The following is a 16279-nucleotide window of genomic DNA, read 5'->3' on the forward strand; positions in this document are numbered from 1 at the left end:
GCCGGTCAGCACTGCGCGGTGACCGGCGCTCCGAGCCTGCGGCCGCGCTCCAGGCGCAGCGCAAGGAGCACGACGGCCAGCGCTGCAAGCGGCACCAGGCCGGCGACAAGCGTGACGGCGCCGAGGCCCGGTCCGTGGTCGATGACGAAGCCGCCGAGCCAGGCGCCGATCGCATTGCCAAGGTTGAAGGCGGCGATGTTGAAGGACGAAGCGAGGCCCTGGCCAGCGCCCTTGGCCTTGTCCAGCACCCACATCTGCAGCGGGGCGACGGTGGCGAAAGCAGCTGCGCCCAGCAGGCCGACGGCGATGATCGCCGCAATCGGCTGATGGATGGCGGCGGTCATGACGAACAGCACGGCCGAGAGCGCGATCAGCGTGCCGATGACCGTCGGCACCAGATGGCGGTCGGCAAGACGCCCGCCGAGCAGATTGCCGGCGACCAGCCCGCCGCCGAAGACGAGCAGGATCGGCGACACAGCGGCTTCGGAGAAGCCGCTGATCCGGGTCAGGATCGGCGCCAGATAGGTGAAGGCGGCAAAGACGCCGACCCAGCTCAGCACCGTGGTCAACAGTCCGAGTAGCACCGGCCGGCGGCCCAGCACGGCAAGCGCGCTTTCGGAGTTCGCCTCGTCGTCGGTCGCGGCCGGTTCGTCGCGCGGCACCAACAGCGCGATCACGGCAAAGGCGACGATGCCGACCAGCGTCACGGCGAGGAAGGTCGATCGCCAGCCATAGGCCTGGCCGAGCCAGGTGCCGAACGGCACGCCGAGGATGTTGGCGACGGTGAGGCCGGTGAACATCAGCGCGATCGCCGAGGCCTTCCTGTTGGGCGTGACAAGGCTGGTGGCGACGACCGAGCCGACGCCGAAGAAGGAGGCATGGGCGAAAGCGGTGAGCACACGCGCCGCCATCAGCGTCCAGTAGTCGGGCGCCAGCGCACAGGCGAGGTTGCCGATAGTGAAGACCACCATCAGGGCAAGCAGCAGCGTCTTTTTCGCCAGGCGGCCGGTGAGCGCGCCCAGCAGCGGCGCGCCGACGACGACGCCCAGCGCATAGCCGGAAATCAGCAGGCCCGCGGCCGAGATCGAGACGCCGAGATCGGCGCTGACGTCGAGCAGCAGGCCCATGATGACGAATTCGGTGACGCCGATGCCGAAGGCGCCGGCGGTGAGGGCATAAAGAGCTAGGGGCATGGCGGTGGTCCGATTGATTGTGAAGGGACGCCCAATCCCGCGCCCCGACCGCGAAGATCGTGATCCGCCAAGCTGTGAACCAGCTTGCATCGGGCATATTTTCTGTGAAATAGATTCACGAATGGCGAGGCCCGAAATCAACCGCTCCGGCGAGATCGAAGTGTTCGTCCGCGTCGTCGAGGCGGGCAGTTTTTCGGCGGCGGCACGGGCGCTGCGCATGACGCCATCGGCCGTGAGCAAGCTGATTGCACGGCTCGAGGCGCGGCTCGGCGCGCGGCTCATCAGCCGCTCGACGCGGCGGCTGCAACTGACCCCGGAAGGGGCCGCCTTCCACGACAGCGGCTTGCGCATCCTCGCCGACCTCGACGCGGCCGAGCGCGAAGCGGCGGCGGGTGCGGCGCCGCGCGGCAGGCTGAGGGTCAATTCCTATGTGCCGTTCGGCCAGCACCGGCTGATGGCGCTGCTGCCGCGTTTCCTGGAAAAGTACCCCGAGATTTTCGTCGAAGCCGTGCTGACCGACAGTGTCATCGACCTTCTGGAAGAGCGCGCCGACGTCGCCATCCGCGCCGGGCCGCTGCGCGAGTCACGCCTGGTGGCGCGCAAGCTCGGCCAGAGCCGGATGGTGCTGGTCGCGTCGCCTGCCTATCTCGAAGCGCGCGGCACGCCACGCGCATTGTCCGACCTCGCCCGCCACAACATGCTGGCCTTCGGCTTTGCCAGGCACATCGAAGGTTGGCCCTTTGTCGATGCGACAGGCAAATCGATCATCATGCCGATTGTCGGAAACATGTCGCTGACCGACGGCGAAGCGATGCGGCGAACGACGTTGGCAGGAGCCGGCATAGCGCGGCTGGCGCGCTGGCATGTCGAACCCGACATCGCCGCCGGGCTGCTCGTGCCGTTGCTGGAGGAGTTCAATCCCGGCGACGAGGAGCCGACGCACGCAGTCTATGTCGGTCAGGGCAAGCATCTGCCGGCCAGGGTGCGCGCCTTTCTCGACTTTCTCGCGGAAACCGTTCGTCTCTGAAACGGAAAAGCCGCGCGTCCGAGGACACGCGGCTCCCGATAAGTCAGGCTATTCGACGGCGGATCACACCTTCGGCACGAAAGGCGCCGGACGCCGGCCGGCGCCTTGTCGCTCCAGCATCCAGCCGGGATATTCGGACGGCAGCGCGCTGACCTCGTCGAGCTTCGCGAGATCGTCGGCGTCGAACTTCAGCCCGGTGGCGGCGAGGTTCTGTTCGAGCTGGTCCATGCGGCTGGCGCCGATGATGACGCTCATCACGAAGGGTTTTGCCAGCACATAGCCCAGCGCCACCGTGGCGACGTTGACGTTGTGCTTTTTGGCGATCTCGCGCATGGCTGCGACCGCCGTCCAGGCGCGGTCCTCGTTGACCGGCGGGAAGTTGAAGGAAGCGCGGCGGCCTTCGCCATTGCCCGGCGCGCCCGGTCCGTACTTGCCCGACAGCAGCCCGCCCGCCATCGGCGACCAGACCATGAGGCCGAGCTTTTCCTCGTTGATCAAAGGCACGATCTCGCGCTCGAGATCGCGGCCGGCGATGGAGTAGTAGGACTGCACCGTCTCGAAACGGGCATAATCCTTGCGCTCGGCGATGCCCAGCGCCTTGGCGATGCGCCAGGCCTGCCAGTTGGAGACGCCGACGTAACGCACCTTGCCGCTGGCGACGAGGTCGTCGAGCGCCCGCAGCGTCTCGTCGATCGGCGTCACCGTATCGGTGCCGTGCAGTTGGTAGAGGTCGATATGGTCGGTCTGCAGCCGCTCGAGGCTGCCGTCGATCGAATCCATGATGTGGCCGCGCGAGGAGCCGCGCTGGTTGGGGCCTTCGCCCATGACGCCATGCACCTTGGTGGCGACGATCACGTCCGAACGCTTGACGCCAAGGTCCTTCAGCGACTGGCCGAGCAGCCTCTCCGACTGGCCGAAGGAGTAGACGTCGGCGGTGTCGAAGAAATTGACGCCGGCAGCGATCGAGCGACCCACGATCTCGTTCACGCCTTTCTGGTCGAGGCTGGCGATGAGGCCCCATTGGGCGTTCTCGCCGGCGGCACCGAAGGTCATGGTGCCGAGGCAGAGTTCGGAGACGAACAGGCCGGTATTGCCGAGCTGGTTGTAACGCATGGTGAGATTTCCCCGAGAGAAGGATTGGGTGAGAGGACATTTTTGTCCGGATGACACGAGGGAAATAGGAACGGCCCGTTTCGTTTCAAGCGACGGCGCAACGAATCCGCCCCCGCCGGTTGGGTCGGTAACGAGATCGTGACCAAGCGTCTGCCTCGGATAGCTCAGCTTTCCACCAGAGCGAGGATCGCGAACGCCGTCATGCCGAATGCGACGGCGGCAAGCGGCAGGAGAATTTCGATCGTCGCGGTGCTGGCTTTCACCGGATGCTCGCCGGTGTCGATTTCGCCTGCGATCCAATCGGGGAAAGCCTTGACCTTGCGGGGACGGCCGATCCGGTGATGGCGCCAGACGCGGCCGGCGATGGCCGGCAGCGCCACCGACATCACGATGAATCCGGTGACGACGAAAAGCAGGTATTCGTCATAGCCGCCGGCGAAGCCGATCCAGGCCGACAGCGCATAGCAGGCAGCAAGCCCCACCATGGCGAAATAGACCCATCGGTGCAGCCCGCGGGAGATTTGCCGGTCCTGTGTGATTTCCTGGTCGTGGCGTGTGACGGTCATCGGAGCCTCCTTTGACTTGAAAGGAGCCACGCGCTCGTTCCTTCACCCGCACCTAGTGAGGTGGTCCGGCGCGACAATGCGGTGGTATGACGCGCCTGCCTTTGCCGCCAGCGATCCGGCGAAGCTCAGGATAAGCTTTCCCAAGGGTTGAGGACTGTCAGGCCAATATATTCGAAGTCCGCGACATTGCGCGTGACCAAAATAAGGTCATGGACCAGCGCCGTGGCGGCAATGAGGGAGTCTGCGCCGCCTCGCGTGCGACCTGCCGTGATGCGTCCCCATGCCAGTGCAATCTCTTCGGTGATCGGAAGGATGCGGTCGTCATTGTCTCTTCGCAACTCTCGCAGCCAGATATCAAGCCGGGCGGCCCTTTCGGGGGCGACCTCACGCTGCTTGACGATTCCCCGCTCGATCTCGCCGAGTGTAATGACGCTGAGGCTGATTGATGCCGGATCGATCGAAGCTATCCAGGCGGTCGGCTTCGGCAGCCGCCTTTGCACGTCCGAAACAACATTCGTGTCGAGCAGGTACATCAGAGATCGACGTCCCGGATCATCGTATCCGGGCGATGGGTGATTTCCTTGTCGAATTCATCGTCCCAGCCAGGACCGCTCAGAAGATATTCGGCGAGCGACTTCTTTTTCCCGGCCAGGCGGTCGTAGTCCTCGGCGGAAAGCACGACCGCAGCGCGCTCGCCGCGAAGCGTCACGGTCTGCGGCCCCTCGGTTCGCGCCCGCTGTACCACTTTCGAAAAATTGTTCTTCGCGTCCTGAAGATGCCAGTTCATGGGTCGCTCCTAGCTAGCTTGGCTAGATATAAACCGACAGTTTCCCATTATCAATCGAAACGAAGGCCTACCGGCTGCCGAAGATCGCCGAGCCGACCCTGACGCTGGTGGCGCCGAAGGCAATCGCGGTCTCGTAGTCGCCGGACATGCCCATCGAGAGCTTTGCGACGCCGGCTTCGCGGGCGATCTTTTCCAAAAGCGCGAAATGCGGGCCGGGATTCTCGTCCGCCGGCGGAATGCACATCAGGCCCTCGATGGCGAGGCCGTGCGCCTCGCGACAGCGCTTGACGAAACGAACCGCCTCGCGCGGCTCGATGCCGGCCTTTTGCGGCTCGGAGCCGGTGTTGACCTGGACATAGAGTTTCGGCGCCCGACCTTGCCTGGCGGTCTCCTTGGCAAGCTCGGCGGCGATCTTCTCGCGGTCGACCGTCTCGATGACGTCGAAAAGCGCCACCGCTTCCTTGGCCTTGTTGGATTGCAGCGGGCCGATCAGATGCAATTCGATGTCGGGAAATGCCTCCTTCAGCCCCGGCCATTTGCCTTGGGCTTCCTGCACGCGGTTCTCGCCGAAAACGCGCTGGCCGGCCTCGATCACGGGACGAATATCTTCGGCCGTAAACGTCTTCGATACCGCGACCAGCGTGACGGCGCCGGGGTCGCGCTTGGCCTCGCGCTCGGCATTCGCGATCCTCGCCTTGACCGCGAGAAGCTGTTCGACGGCACTCGTCATGCCCATATCCTGCCTATAGTTTTAGCGCCTTCGCCGGATCGCCACAGTTGACGGGTCCGGCAATCCATGGTGAACACCGCGACGACATTGTCTAGGCTGCCGGCCTTGTCCGGCGCCGCGTACCGCTTTTAAGTGAAAAACACCCGATGGCAACCGAACGTTACAATCCGCGCACGTCAGAGCCCAGATGGCAGAAGGCCTGGGCCGAAAAGAAGCTGTTCGAGGCCAGGAACGACGATCCGAAGCCGAAATATTACGTGCTCGAGATGTTCCCGTATCCGTCGGGCAAGATCCATATCGGCCACACCCGCAACTACACGATGGGCGACGTGGTGGCGCGCTACAAGCGGGCCAAGGGCTTCAACGTGCTGCACCCGATGGGCTGGGACGCCTTCGGCATGCCGGCCGAGAACGCGGCGATGCAGAACAAGGTCCATCCGAAGGACTGGACCTACGAGAACATCGCCGTCATGCGCGAGCAGCTCAAGATGATGGGCCTGTCGCTCGACTGGGCGCGCGAGTTCGCGACCTGCGATGTCGACTACTACCACCGCCAGCAGATGCTGTTCCTCGATTTCGTCGAGAAGGGGCTGGTGACGCGCAAGTCCTCCAAGGTCAACTGGGACCCGGAGGACATGACGGTGCTCGCCAACGAGCAGGTCATTGACGGCCGCGGCTGGCGCTCGGGCGCGCTGGTCGAGCAGCGCGAGCTGACGCAGTGGTTCTTCAAGATCACCGATTTCGCGCAGGACCTGCTGGAGTCGCTCAACCTGCTCGAGGAATGGCCGGAAAAGGTCAAGCTGATGCAGCACAACTGGATCGGCCGCTCGGAAGGGCTGCTGATCCGCTGGCCGCTCGCGGCCCCGGTCGGCGAGATGGACGAGCTGGAAGTCTACACGACCCGGCCGGACACCATCTTCGGCGCCTCCTTCATGGCGGTCGCAGCCGACCACCCGCTGGCCAGGAAGGCCGCCGAGAGCAATCCGGCGCTGGCCAAGTTCATCGACGAGGTCCGCCATATGGGCACCTCAGTGGCCGCGCTCGAGACGGCCGAGAAGAAGGGTTTTGACACCGGCATCCGCGTCGTTCATCCGTTCGACGATGCTTGGACGCTGCCGGTCTATGTCGCCAATTTCGTGCTGATGGAATACGGCACCGGCGCCATCTTCGGCTGTCCGTCGGGCGACCAGCGCGACCTCGACTTCGCCAACAAATACGGCCTGCCGGTGATCCCGGTGGTGATGCCGGAGGGCGAAAATCAAGGGAGCTTCCAGATCATCGAGGAGGCCTATGACGGCGACGGCGTGATGATCAACTCGCGCTTCCTCGACGGCATGAAGCCGGAGCGGGCCTTCGACGAGGTGGCGAAGCTGCTCGAACAGAAGACGATCGGCGGCCGGCCGATGGCGGAGCGCAAGGTGAACTTCCGCCTGCGCGACTGGGGCATCTCGCGCCAGCGCTATTGGGGCTGCCCGATCCCGATGATCCACTGCGAGGCCTGCGGCGTGGTGCCGGTGCCGAAGGCCGACCTGCCGGTCAGGCTGCCCGACGACATCGAGTTCGACCGCCCGGGCAATCCGCTCGACCGCCACCCGACCTGGCGGTATGTGAAGTGCCCGCAATGCGGCCGTGACGCGCGGCGCGAGACCGACACGATGGACACCTTCGTCGATTCGTCCTGGTATTTCGCGCGCTTCACCGCGCCCTGGGCCAACGAGCCGACCGAGCCGAAGGCGGCCGACGAATGGCTGGCGGTCGACCAGTATATCGGCGGCATCGAGCACGCGATCCTGCATCTGCTCTACTCGCGCTTCTTCACCCGCGCCATGCGCGAGACCGGCCATCTCAATCTCGCCGAGCCGTTCAAGGGCCTGTTCACGCAGGGCATGGTCGTGCACGAGACCTACCGCGTCGGCGGCCCGTCGACCAACGGGCGCTGGCTGTCGCCGAGCGAGGTCAGGATCGAGGATGTGGGCGGCAAGCGCCGCGCCGTCGAGATCGCGACAGGCGAGGACGCGACGATCGGCGCGCTCGAGAAGATGTCGAAGTCGAAGAAGAACACGGTGAGTCCGGAAGAGATCACCGACGGCTACGGCGCCGACACCGCGCGCTGGTTCATGCTGTCGGATTCGCCGCCGGAGCGCGACGTCGAATGGACCGACGAGGGCGCGGCCGGCGCGCATCGCTTCGTCCAGCGCGTCTGGCGCCTGGTGCAGATCGCGGCCGAGCAGCTCCCCGGCGTGAAGCCGGCCGCGGCGAAGGATGGCGAGGCGGGCGCCGTTTCCAAGGCCGCGCATAAGATCCTGAAAGCGATCGGCGAGGACATCGAGAAGCTCGGCTTCAACCGGGCGATCGCCCGCATTTACGAGCTTGCCAACGCGCTGACCACGCCGCTCAACGACGTCGCCGAAGGCAAGGCCGACGCGGCCCTGAAAGGCGCCTGCCGCGAGGCCGTCGAGATCCTGGTGCATGTGATCGCGCCGGTGATGCCGCATCTGGCCGAGGAATGCTGGGAGACGCTGGGCGGCACCGAGATGGTCGCGGAGCGGCCGTGGCCGGTCTACGATCCGGCCCTCGTCGTCGACAACGAGATCGTGCTGCCGGTGCAGGTCAACGGCAAGAAGCGCGGGGATTTGACAATTGCCCGCGACGCGGATCAAGGTGCCGTCGAAAAAGCGGTGCTGGCTCTCGACTTCGTGCAAAAAGCGCTCGATGGTAAGGCCCCGCGAAAGGTGATCATCGTCCCGCAGAGGATCGTCAATGTCGTTGCCTGATCCGGAAAAGTCACAGGCGGCGCGTTTGCTGCGCCGCGCGGCTCTCTGCGGCCTGGTCGCCTCGCTGGCACTGGTCTCGGCCTGTACGGTGCGGCCGCTCTATTCCAGCGCGCCGCTCACCGTCGGCTCGACGGTCGGCGCCGCCGCCGAGCTGGCATCGATCTCGATCAAGCCGGTCGGCACGCGCTACGGCCAGCAGGTGCGCAACAATCTGATCTTCGCTTTCAGCCAGGGCTCGGGCGAGCCGGCATCGCCCGCCTATACGCTCGACCTCGGCGTCACCGAGCTGATCGAGTCGGCGGCTATCGTTCAGGTGCAGACCGAAGAGGACGAGCCTACGGCGGGCACCGTGACGCTCACCGCCAACTATGTGCTGCGAGATGCGACCGGCGCAGTGGTCGCGGTCGGTAAGCGCTCGATCCCGTCGTCCTTCGACCGGCCGCGCCAGGAGTTTGCGGCGTACCGGGCGCAGATCGACGCCGAGAACCGCGCCGCGCGGGAGCTTGCCGACTTGCTACGCCTCGCAGTTGCTCAGGATCTGGCCAGGCACGGCAAGAAAGCCTGACCTGAATCTCAACACCTTCGCGCATCGTTTGCATGTTACAAAAAAGGCCGGTTGCCCGGCCTTTTTGCTGTTTGGCGGCTTTTGTTTCACGCAATTCCGAACGGAAAACCGTCAGACGCTTTTCCTGGAATTGCTCCGGCCTCAGTTGATCTTCTGGCCGGTCTTGGCCCAGTCGGCGAGGAAGGCGGCAAGGCCCTTGTCGGTCAGCGGATGGTTGACCAGCGCCTTCAGCGTCGCCGGCGGCGCCGTCACGACATCGGCGCCTATCAATGCGGCCTGCTTGACGTGGTTCACCGTGCGCACCGAAGCCGTCAGGATCTCGGTCTTGAAATCGTAATTGTCGTAGATGGTGCGGATTTCCGAGATCAGCTCCATGCCGTCCGAGCCGGTGTCGTCGATGCGGCCGACGAAAGGCGAGATGAACGATGCGCCGGCCTTGGCGGCAAGCAACGCCTGGTTGGCCGAGAAGCACAGCGTCACGTTGACCATGCGGTTCATCTCGGTGCGGATCGTCTTGCAGGCCTTCAGGCCGTCCAGCGTCAGCGGCACCTTGATGCAGACATTCGGCGCGATCTTGGCCAGCACCTCGGCCTCGCCCATCATGTCCTTGAATTCGGTGGCCACGACCTCGGCCGAGACCGGGCCTTCGACGATGTCGCAGATCTGCTTCGTCACCTCGGCGATCTTGCCGCCCGATTTCAGGATCAGCGAGGGGTTGGTGGTGACGCCATCGAGCAGCCCCAGATCGTTCAGTTCCTTGATCTCCTTGATGTCGGCGGTGTCGACAAAAAATTTCATGGCGGTCTCCTTGGGGATTTCCTGGTGCCGGTCAGGCACGTTCGAGGGTCACCCTTTGATCTAGAGCAAAGTCGGGGCAAGGTCACGCCTCATGATCGAAGATTCGCCCTTTGTCGCGGCCGCACCGGTGCTGGTGCCGATGCCGGCCGAACGGCCCTACACCTATGCCGTGCCGCCGGGCATGCGCGTGGTGCCGGGCTCGATCGTGCGCGTGCCGCTGGGCCCCCGCCAGGTCGCCGGCATCGTCTGGGACGGCGTGGTCGAATCAGTTGATCCGAAGAAGCTGCGCCCGATCGAGGAGGTCTTCGACTGTCCGCCGATCGACAAAGCGATGCGCCGCTTCGTCGATTGGATCGCGCAATACACGCTGTCGGCCCCCGGCATGGTGGCGCGCATGCTGCTGAGGGCTCCCGAAGCCTTCGACCCGGAGCCCTGGATCGAAGGGCTGCAGCGCACGCTTGCCGAGCCCGATCGATTGACCGAAGCGCGGCGCCGCGTGCTGGAAACGGCCGAGGGCGGCCTGGCCTGGACGCGCTCGGGGCTGGCGCATGCGGCGGGCGTGTCCTCGACCGTCATCGACGGATTGAGGGCGCAGGGCGTGTTCGAGACGGTGATGATCCCGCCACGGCCGGTGGTGGCGACGCCCGATGCCGGCCACGCCGTGCCGGAACTGATGCCGGACCAGAAAGCCGCCGCCGAAAAACTGCGCGCCGCCATCGCCGCCGATGCCTTCAACGTCACCCTGCTCGACGGCGTCACCGGATCGGGCAAGACCGAGGTCTATTTCGAGGCGGTGGCGGCCGCGCTCGACAAGGGCAGGCAGGTGCTGATCCTGCTGCCGGAAATCGCGCTGACGCATGCCTTCCTCGAGCGCTTTCAGGACCGCTTCGGCGCCAAGCCGGCGGAATGGCATTCGGACCTGCCGCCGCGGATGCGCGAACGCGTCTGGCGGCAGGTCGCGGAAGGCGGCGTGCGCGTCGTTGCCGGCGCGCGCTCGGCGCTGTTCCTGCCGTTCAAGGAACTCGGCCTGATCGTCGTCGACGAGGAGCACGACCCCGCCTACAAGCAGGAGGATCGCGTCTTCTACAATGCACGCGACATGGCGGTGGTGCGCGGCCATATCGGCGGCTTTCCGGTCGTGCTCGCCTCGGCGACGCCGTCGGTCGAAAGCCGGGTCAACGCCAGCCAGGGCCGCTATCATCGGGCGGTGCTGTCGTCGCGCTTCGCCGAGGCGGCACTTCCCGACCTGAAGTCGATCGACATGCGACGCGCGCCGCCGGCGCGCGGCGGCTTCCTGTCGCCGATCCTGTTGGAGCAGATGCAGCGCACGCTGGAGAGACAAGAGCAGTCGCTGCTCTTCCTCAACCGGCGCGGCTATGCGCCGCTGACGCTCTGCCGAGTCTGCGGCCATCGCTTCGGCTGCCCGGTCTGCTCGGCCTGGCTGGTCGAGCATCGTTTTCGCGGCCAGCTCGTGTGTCATCATTGCGGCCACAACGAGCGGCGGCCGGAGGCCTGTCCGGAATGCGGCACGCTCGATCACCTGGTCGCCTGCGGGCCAGGTGTCGAGCGCATCGCCGAGGAGGTGGTGGCGCATTTCCCGGAGGCGCGCACCATCGTGCTGTCGTCCGACCTGCTTGGCGGCGTGCGCCGGCTGCGGCTCGAGCTCGAGGCCGTCGCCAATGGCGAGGCCGATATCGTCATCGGCACGCAGCTCGTCGCCAAGGGCCACAATTTTCCCGGCATGACGCTGGTCGGCGTGGTCGACGCCGATCTCGGCCTTGCCAATGGCGACCCGCGCGCGGCCGAGCGCACCTTCCAACTGCTCAGCCAGGTGACCGGCCGCGCCGGCCGCACCGGCAAGAAAAGCCTCGGCCTCTTACAGACCTACCAGCCGGACCATCCGGTGATGCGGGCAATCGTTTCCGGCGATTCGGAAGCTTTCTACGAGCGCGAGATCGCCGAGCGCGAGCGGGCGGCATTGCCGCCTTTCGGCCGGCTCGCCGGTATCATCGTCAGCGCCGCGACGCGAGGCGAGGCCGAAGGCCATGCGCGGGGATTGAGACGGGCGGCGCCGCAAGCCTCCGACCTCTTCGTGCTTGGACCCGCCGAGGCGCCGCTGTCGCTAATCGGCGGCCGCCACCGCTTCCGCCTCCTGGTGCAGGGCGAGCGGCGCGCCGACATGCAAGGTTTTATCCGTGCTATGCTCGCGGAGGGGCCGAAGCTGCGCGGCTCGGTACGCGTGCAGGTCGACATCGACCCGCAGAGTTTTCTGTGAGATTGGGATGATTAGTCGGGGCTCGGCGGATCTTGCAGTATGTTCCAGCACCAGACGTCAAGCGCCTCAAAGTGCCTGATGTTTGCCGTTATCACAGTGAGTTCGTTGGTTGCCGCCGTAGCCGCGATCAATATGTCGGCCAATCCCGGATTCTTCCCTTGTGCAGAGATTGCTTCCTCCATTTGACCCGCTCTTCGCGCTATATCGGCATTGACCTCTAGAATTTGATCCGCGAAGTCTTCGATAGTTTCGTTGAGCCAAGCAGTGAGACCTTCAGCGCGTTTTGTGGCCCCGGCGCGAACCAGCTTGTGTATACCTTTCTCGATTTCGGTGATCGCTATAACCGGTATGAAGAGTGTTTGCTTTGCGCCTTGAGTCACGATCCAGGTGGCGATGTCTTTTGCAAGTGGCGGCCTTCCAGGCGCGAATGCCGATAAGATGGAAGTATCGATAAGATAGCCGCTCAAAGGTCGACATCCCGCGACGGTGACTCGTTCCTTTCAAGCTCGATACCTCCCGGATAGGTCAGAAGGAACTCCCCGAAGTTTCGACGCTTGACCGGATAAAGCTTTTGCAGGTCCTCGACCGAAACGATAGCCGCTGCTGGCTTACCATGCTTTGTGATAATGGTGGGCTCGCCGCCCTCCGCGGCCTCGACGAGCGCCGAGAACCCTGCCTTGGCTTCCCGAACCTGCATCGTTTTCACGGCAACCTCCTTGTGGTCTCATGTAGTCATAATATAGGAATTGCCGAGGAAAGGAACAGCGCGCTTATGAAAACCCTGGGCCTGCTCGGCGGCATGAGCTGGGAATCGACCGCCATCTACTATCGCCTGCTCAACGAGATCGTGCGCGAGCGGCTGGGCGGGCTGCATTCGGCGAAGCTGCTCCTATGGTCGTTCGATTTCGCCGAGATCGCCGAACGGCAGCATGCGGGCGACTGGGAAGGCGCCGGCGCTCTTCTTGTGGAAGCGGCGCGCGGATTGGGGGCGGCCGGCGCGGATGGGTTGGTGATCTGCACCAACACCATGCACAAGCTCGCCGACGATGTGCAGGCCGCAGTGTCGATCCCGCTTATCCATATCGCCGATGCCACGGCACGTGCCGTCGTCGAGGCGGGTGTGCAGCGCCCGGCGCTGCTCGCGACGCGCTTCACCATGGAGCAGGATTTTTATAAGGGCCGGCTGGCCGACAAATACGGGCTGCAGCCGGTGGTGCCGGACCAGGCCGGTCGCGACATGGTGCATAGGGTGATCTACGACGAGCTCTGCCAAGGCGTCGTCAACGGCGATTCGAAAGCGGCCTATGTCGAGGAGGTCGGCCGCATGCTGCGCGACGAAAAAATCGACGGCCTCATCATGGGCTGTACCGAGATCACGATGCTCATCGCTCAGGACGATTTCGACATCCCGGTGTTCGACACCACGCGCATCCATGCCGAGGCCGCGATCGACTTCGCCCTATCCTGATTGGGCGTTGTCCCGATTGGGCGCTCTTCTGATGCGTCTTTTCTAATGTGTCGGCGGACATCTGGCGCGCGGCTTTTCCTCCGCTAAAATGCCGGCAATTTCAGAACAAGACTTTACGAGGGGGATTAGATGGAATTCGCATTTCCGTGGCCGGCGAGCCAGGGCGAGTGGCTGGCATGGTCGAGCGCCGTCATCACGCTGCTCATGGGCCTGCTCCTATTCCTGGCGCCGAACCTCGCCTTCCGCATCCTGCGCCTGCAGGTTAAGCCGGAGAAGGCCGCGGCGATCGCCGAAGGGCGCGGCCGCATGTCGGGATTCTATCTCGGCGTCAGCCTGTGCTGCATCCTTTTGGCGCAGCCGCTGCTCTATATGGCCCTCGGCTTCTCCTGGCTGTTCACCGCTTTCGGCCGACTTTTGTCGATGATGTCGGACGGCGCCAACACCCCTTTCAACTGGGCTTCCATCGTGGTTGAATTGGTGCTGGCAGCGCTTCCGCTGGCCTTCGCCTTCGGCTTCGTGCCGTGAAACCGTGACTAAAGCGCGTCGCGCTGAAACGGATTCAAGCGACGCGCTTTAGGTCCTTGTTTTGATGCATGTCGTTCTCCCAAAACCGCTGCACACTTTTGGGCGACATGCATTAATCCGGCGCTTGAGCTTGGCCTTCGCCGCCTGATGCGACAAAAGTGCCTGAAAACCATGCCGGACGATGCATTGCGGTCTTAAAAGGCCTGTGCTAGACGGCAATCGACTTTCGGCCGGGGATAGCGGAAGCCATCCCTCCGTGCTTGGAAAAATCGCAGTAAGGTCAAAGATTTAGCCAGAGTTTTTGCTCGCGCCAACAATCTGCGGCCTGTCAGACAAGAGAAAAGACGGTCCGTGGCCCAATCGTCCTCGCCAATCTCAGCTGTCGCAGAACGCTATGCAAGCTCGCTGTTCGAGCTCGCGCTGCAGGAAAATTCGGTCGCCAAGGTCGAGGCCGATCTCAACGATTTCGAGGCGATGCTCAACGGCAGCGCCGACCTTGCCCGGCTGATCAACAGCCCGGTGTTCTCCAGCGACGATCAGGCCAAGGCGATCGGAGCAATCATCTCCAAGGCCAAGATCACCGGCCTCGTCGGCAATTTCCTGCGCGTCGTCGCCCGCAACCGCCGCCTGTTCGCCGTGCCCGGCATGATCAAGGCGTTTCGCCAGATCGCCGCCGACCATCGCGGCGAGGCTTCCGCCGAGGTGACCTCGGCGCATGCGCTGACGGATGCGCAGCAGACCGAGCTCAAGGCGACGCTGAAGAGCATCGCCGGCAAGGACGTGGCCATCGCCATGACCGTCGACCCGTCGCTGCTCGGCGGGCTGATCGTCAAGATGGGCTCGCGCCAGATCGATACGTCGCTCAAAACCAAACTCAATTCGCTCAAGCTTGCACTGAAAGAGGTCGGCTGATGGACATCCGCGCCGCGGAAATTTCCGCAATTCTGAAAGACCAGATCAAGAATTTCGGCAAGGAGGCCGAGGTCTCCGAAGTCGGTCAGGTTCTGTCCGTCGGTGACGGCATCGCCCGCGTCTACGGCCTCGACAATGTCCAGGCCGGCGAGATGGTCGAATTCCCGGGCGGCATCCGCGGCATGGCGCTCAACCTCGAAGCCGACAATGTCGGTGTCGTTATCTTCGGCAACGACCGCGACATCAAGGAAGGCGACACCGTCAAGCGCACCGGCGCCATCGTCGACGTTCCGGTCGGCCCCGGCCTGCTCGGGCGCGTCGTCGACGCCCTCGGCAACCCGATCGACGGCAAGGGCCCGATCAAGGCCACCGAGCGCCGCCGCGTCGACGTCAAGGCGCCCGGCATCATTCCGCGCAAGTCGGTGCACGAGCCGATGTCGACGGGCTTGAAGGCCATCGACGCGCTGATCCCGGTCGGTCGCGGCCAGCGCGAGCTGGTCATCGGCGACCGCCAGACCGGCAAGACGGCCATCATCCTCGACACGATGCTGAACCAGAAGTCGGTGCACGACAACGGCCCGGAGAAGGAGAAGCTCTACTGCGTCTACGTCGCCGTCGGCCAGAAGCGCTCGACCGTCGCGCAGTTCGTGAAAGTGCTGGAGGAGCGCGGCGCGCTCGACTACTCCATCATCATCGCGGCCACCGCGTCCGACCCGGCGCCGATGCAGTTCCTGGCGCCGTTTGCCGGCTGCACGATGGGCGAGTATTTCCGCGACAACGGCATGCATGCGCTGATCAGCTATGACGATCTGTCGAAGCAGGCCGTCGCCTATCGCCAGATGTCGCTGCTGCTGCGCCGCCCGCCGGGCCGCGAAGCCTATCCGGGCGACGTCTTCTACCTGCACTCGCGCCTGCTCGAGCGCGCCGCGAAGCTCAATGACGACAACGGCAACGGCTCGCTGACCGCCCTGCCGATCATCGAGACGCAGGCCAATGACGTGTCGGCCTACATTCCGACCAACGTTATCTCGATCACCGACGGCCAGATCTTCCTCGAAACTAACCTGTTCTTCCAGGGCATCCGCCCGGCGGTGAATGTTGGTCTATCGGTGTCGCGCGTCGGTTCCTCGGCGCAGATCAAGGCGATGAAGCAGGTCGCCGGCTCGATCAAGGGCGAGCTCGCGCAGTACCGCGAAATGGCGGCCTTCGCGCAGTTCGGTTCCGACCTCGACGCCGCCACGCAGCGCCTGCTCAACCGCGGTTCGCGCCTGACGGAGTTGCTCAAGCAGCCGCAGTTCTCGCCGCTCAAGGTCGAGGAGCAAGTCGCGGTGATCTTCGCCGGCGTCAACGGCTATCTCGACAAGCTGGCGCTCAACCAGGTCGGCAAGTTCGAGCATGGCCTGCTCAGCCACATGCGCTCGGCCGGCAAGGACGTGCTCGACGGTATCCGCGAGGAGAAGGCGCTGTCGGACGACCTGCGCGCCAAGCTGAAGGCGGAAATCGACGCCTTCGCCAAGACCTTTGCTTGAACGAAGCCGGACGGGAT

At 64.4% G+C, this 16279-nt stretch carries 17 protein-coding genes; 8 read left to right on the forward strand and 9 right to left on the reverse strand.

The features are described 5' to 3' along the window. Positions 1-5: 5 nt before the first annotated feature. Entirely contained in the window at positions 6-1193 is a 1188-nt protein-coding gene (locus RFN30_RS12160; RefSeq protein WP_320262319.1) for an MFS transporter, read from the reverse strand. A gap of 121 nt (positions 1194-1314) precedes the next feature. Here RFN30_RS12160 and RFN30_RS12165 point away from each other — a divergent pair, with 121 nt between their 5' ends. Next, positions 1315-2220, forward strand: coding sequence for a LysR family transcriptional regulator (locus RFN30_RS12165; RefSeq protein WP_320262320.1), 906 nt, complete (start codon positions 1315-1317; stop codon positions 2218-2220). A gap of 63 nt (positions 2221-2283) precedes the next feature. Here the strand turns inward: RFN30_RS12165 and RFN30_RS12170 are convergent, their stop codons facing one another. From RFN30_RS12170 to RFN30_RS12190, 5 genes are all read right to left on the reverse strand, one after another. Beyond that, entirely contained in the window at positions 2284-3333 is a 1050-nt protein-coding gene (locus RFN30_RS12170; protein ID WP_320262321.1) for an aldo/keto reductase, read from the reverse strand. Between the two features lie 164 nt (positions 3334-3497). Beyond that, positions 3498-3899, reverse strand: coding sequence for a hypothetical protein (locus RFN30_RS12175; RefSeq protein WP_320262322.1), 402 nt, complete (start codon positions 3897-3899; stop codon positions 3498-3500). 125 nt (positions 3900-4024) lie between these two features. Further along, positions 4025-4432, reverse strand: a complete 408-nt coding sequence (locus RFN30_RS12180) for a type II toxin-antitoxin system VapC family toxin (RefSeq protein ID WP_320262323.1) — start codon at positions 4430-4432, stop codon at positions 4025-4027. Continuing rightward, positions 4432-4686: a type II toxin-antitoxin system Phd/YefM family antitoxin gene (locus RFN30_RS12185; protein ID WP_320262324.1), complete on the reverse strand. Its 255-nt coding sequence runs from the start codon at positions 4684-4686 to the stop codon at positions 4432-4434. The genes RFN30_RS12180 and RFN30_RS12185 overlap by 1 nt, the downstream gene beginning before the upstream one ends. A 67-nt stretch (positions 4687-4753) precedes the next feature. After that, positions 4754-5416 carry a YggS family pyridoxal phosphate-dependent enzyme gene (locus RFN30_RS12190; RefSeq protein WP_320262325.1) on the reverse strand — a complete coding sequence of 221 codons (663 nt, stop codon included), beginning with the start codon at positions 5414-5416 and terminating at the stop codon, positions 4754-4756. A gap of 146 nt (positions 5417-5562) precedes the next feature. Between RFN30_RS12190 and leuS the strand changes: the two genes are divergently transcribed. Continuing rightward, the gene (gene leuS / locus RFN30_RS12195; protein ID WP_320262326.1) at positions 5563-8190 is read left to right on the forward strand and encodes a leucine--tRNA ligase; all 2628 of its coding nucleotides are present in this window, start codon (positions 5563-5565) and stop codon (positions 8188-8190) included. Next, entirely contained in the window at positions 8177-8755 is a 579-nt protein-coding gene (lptE, locus tag RFN30_RS12200) for an LPS assembly lipoprotein LptE (protein ID WP_320262327.1), read from the forward strand. The genes leuS and lptE overlap by 14 nt, the downstream gene beginning before the upstream one ends. A gap of 141 nt (positions 8756-8896) precedes the next feature. Here lptE and fsa read toward each other — a convergent pair whose 3' ends face one another. Then, positions 8897-9553, reverse strand: a complete 657-nt coding sequence (gene fsa, locus RFN30_RS12205; protein ID WP_320262328.1) for a fructose-6-phosphate aldolase — start codon at positions 9551-9553, stop codon at positions 8897-8899. Positions 9554-9644: 91 nt separating this feature from the next. On the opposite strand from fsa, the gene RFN30_RS12210 reads away from it, so the two are divergent. Next, positions 9645-11828: a primosomal protein N' gene (locus RFN30_RS12210; protein WP_320262329.1), complete on the forward strand. Its 2184-nt coding sequence runs from the start codon at positions 9645-9647 to the stop codon at positions 11826-11828. Between the two features lie 11 nt (positions 11829-11839). Here RFN30_RS12210 and RFN30_RS12215 read toward each other — a convergent pair whose 3' ends face one another. Continuing rightward, positions 11840-12295, reverse strand: coding sequence for a PIN domain-containing protein (locus RFN30_RS12215; RefSeq protein ID WP_320262330.1), 456 nt, complete (start codon positions 12293-12295; stop codon positions 11840-11842). Then, complete coding sequence (locus RFN30_RS12220; protein ID WP_320262331.1) at positions 12292-12534, reverse strand: type II toxin-antitoxin system Phd/YefM family antitoxin; 243 nt, start codon at positions 12532-12534, stop codon at positions 12292-12294. The genes RFN30_RS12215 and RFN30_RS12220 overlap by 4 nt, the downstream gene beginning before the upstream one ends. Before the next feature lie 66 nt (positions 12535-12600). Between RFN30_RS12220 and RFN30_RS12225 the strand changes: the two genes are divergently transcribed. The 4 genes from RFN30_RS12225 to atpA all read left to right on the forward strand — a co-directional run bounded on the left by RFN30_RS12225 (position 12601) and on the right by atpA (position 16262). Then, a complete protein-coding gene (locus tag RFN30_RS12225) occupies positions 12601-13296 on the forward strand; it encodes an aspartate/glutamate racemase family protein (RefSeq protein ID WP_320262332.1) in 696 nt (231 codons plus the stop codon). A gap of 129 nt (positions 13297-13425) precedes the next feature. Then, entirely contained in the window at positions 13426-13821 is a 396-nt protein-coding gene (locus RFN30_RS12230; protein WP_320262333.1) for an AGROH133_08824 family phage infection protein, read from the forward strand. A 351-nt stretch (positions 13822-14172) separates the two neighbouring features. Beyond that, positions 14173-14733 (forward strand): F0F1 ATP synthase subunit delta, encoded by a 561-nt coding sequence (locus RFN30_RS12235; protein WP_320262334.1) that lies wholly within the window; start codon positions 14173-14175, stop codon positions 14731-14733. After that, positions 14733-16262, forward strand: a complete 1530-nt coding sequence (gene atpA, locus RFN30_RS12240; RefSeq protein WP_127862518.1) for a F0F1 ATP synthase subunit alpha — start codon at positions 14733-14735, stop codon at positions 16260-16262. Before RFN30_RS12235 ends, atpA begins: the two co-directional genes overlap by 1 nt. Positions 16263-16279 lie beyond the last annotated feature (17 nt).

The sequence above is a fragment of the Mesorhizobium dulcispinae genome, from assembly GCF_033977345.1.
GTDB classification, from domain to species: domain Bacteria; phylum Pseudomonadota; class Alphaproteobacteria; order Rhizobiales; family Rhizobiaceae; genus Mesorhizobium; species Mesorhizobium dulcispinae.

What these genes read in the sequence shown, in the direction of transcription:
- RFN30_RS12160 (WP_320262319.1), bottom strand. Translation starts at nt 1,193, where the DNA reads ATGCCCCTAGCTCTTTATGCCCTCACCGCCGGCGCCTTCGGCATCGGC.
- RFN30_RS12165 (WP_320262320.1), top strand. Translation starts at nt 1,315, where the DNA reads ATGGCGAGGCCCGAAATCAACCGCTCCGGCGAGATCGAAGTGTTCGTC.
- RFN30_RS12170 (WP_320262321.1), bottom strand. Translation starts at nt 3,333, where the DNA reads ATGCGTTACAACCAGCTCGGCAATACCGGCCTGTTCGTCTCCGAACTC.
- RFN30_RS12175 (WP_320262322.1), bottom strand. Translation starts at nt 3,899, where the DNA reads ATGACCGTCACACGCCACGACCAGGAAATCACACAGGACCGGCAAATC.
- RFN30_RS12180 (WP_320262323.1), bottom strand. Translation starts at nt 4,432, where the DNA reads ATGTACCTGCTCGACACGAATGTTGTTTCGGACGTGCAAAGGCGGCTG.
- RFN30_RS12185 (WP_320262324.1), bottom strand. Translation starts at nt 4,686, where the DNA reads ATGAACTGGCATCTTCAGGACGCGAAGAACAATTTTTCGAAAGTGGTA.
- RFN30_RS12190 (WP_320262325.1), bottom strand. Translation starts at nt 5,416, where the DNA reads ATGACGAGTGCCGTCGAACAGCTTCTCGCGGTCAAGGCGAGGATCGCG.
- leuS (WP_320262326.1), top strand. Translation starts at nt 5,563, where the DNA reads ATGGCAACCGAACGTTACAATCCGCGCACGTCAGAGCCCAGATGGCAG.
- lptE (WP_320262327.1), top strand. Translation starts at nt 8,177, where the DNA reads ATGTCGTTGCCTGATCCGGAAAAGTCACAGGCGGCGCGTTTGCTGCGC.
- fsa (WP_320262328.1), bottom strand. Translation starts at nt 9,553, where the DNA reads ATGAAATTTTTTGTCGACACCGCCGACATCAAGGAGATCAAGGAACTG.
- RFN30_RS12210 (WP_320262329.1), top strand. Translation starts at nt 9,645, where the DNA reads ATGATCGAAGATTCGCCCTTTGTCGCGGCCGCACCGGTGCTGGTGCCG.
- RFN30_RS12225 (WP_320262332.1), top strand. Translation starts at nt 12,601, where the DNA reads ATGAAAACCCTGGGCCTGCTCGGCGGCATGAGCTGGGAATCGACCGCC.
- RFN30_RS12230 (WP_320262333.1), top strand. Translation starts at nt 13,426, where the DNA reads ATGGAATTCGCATTTCCGTGGCCGGCGAGCCAGGGCGAGTGGCTGGCA.
- atpA (WP_127862518.1), top strand. Translation starts at nt 14,733, where the DNA reads ATGGACATCCGCGCCGCGGAAATTTCCGCAATTCTGAAAGACCAGATC.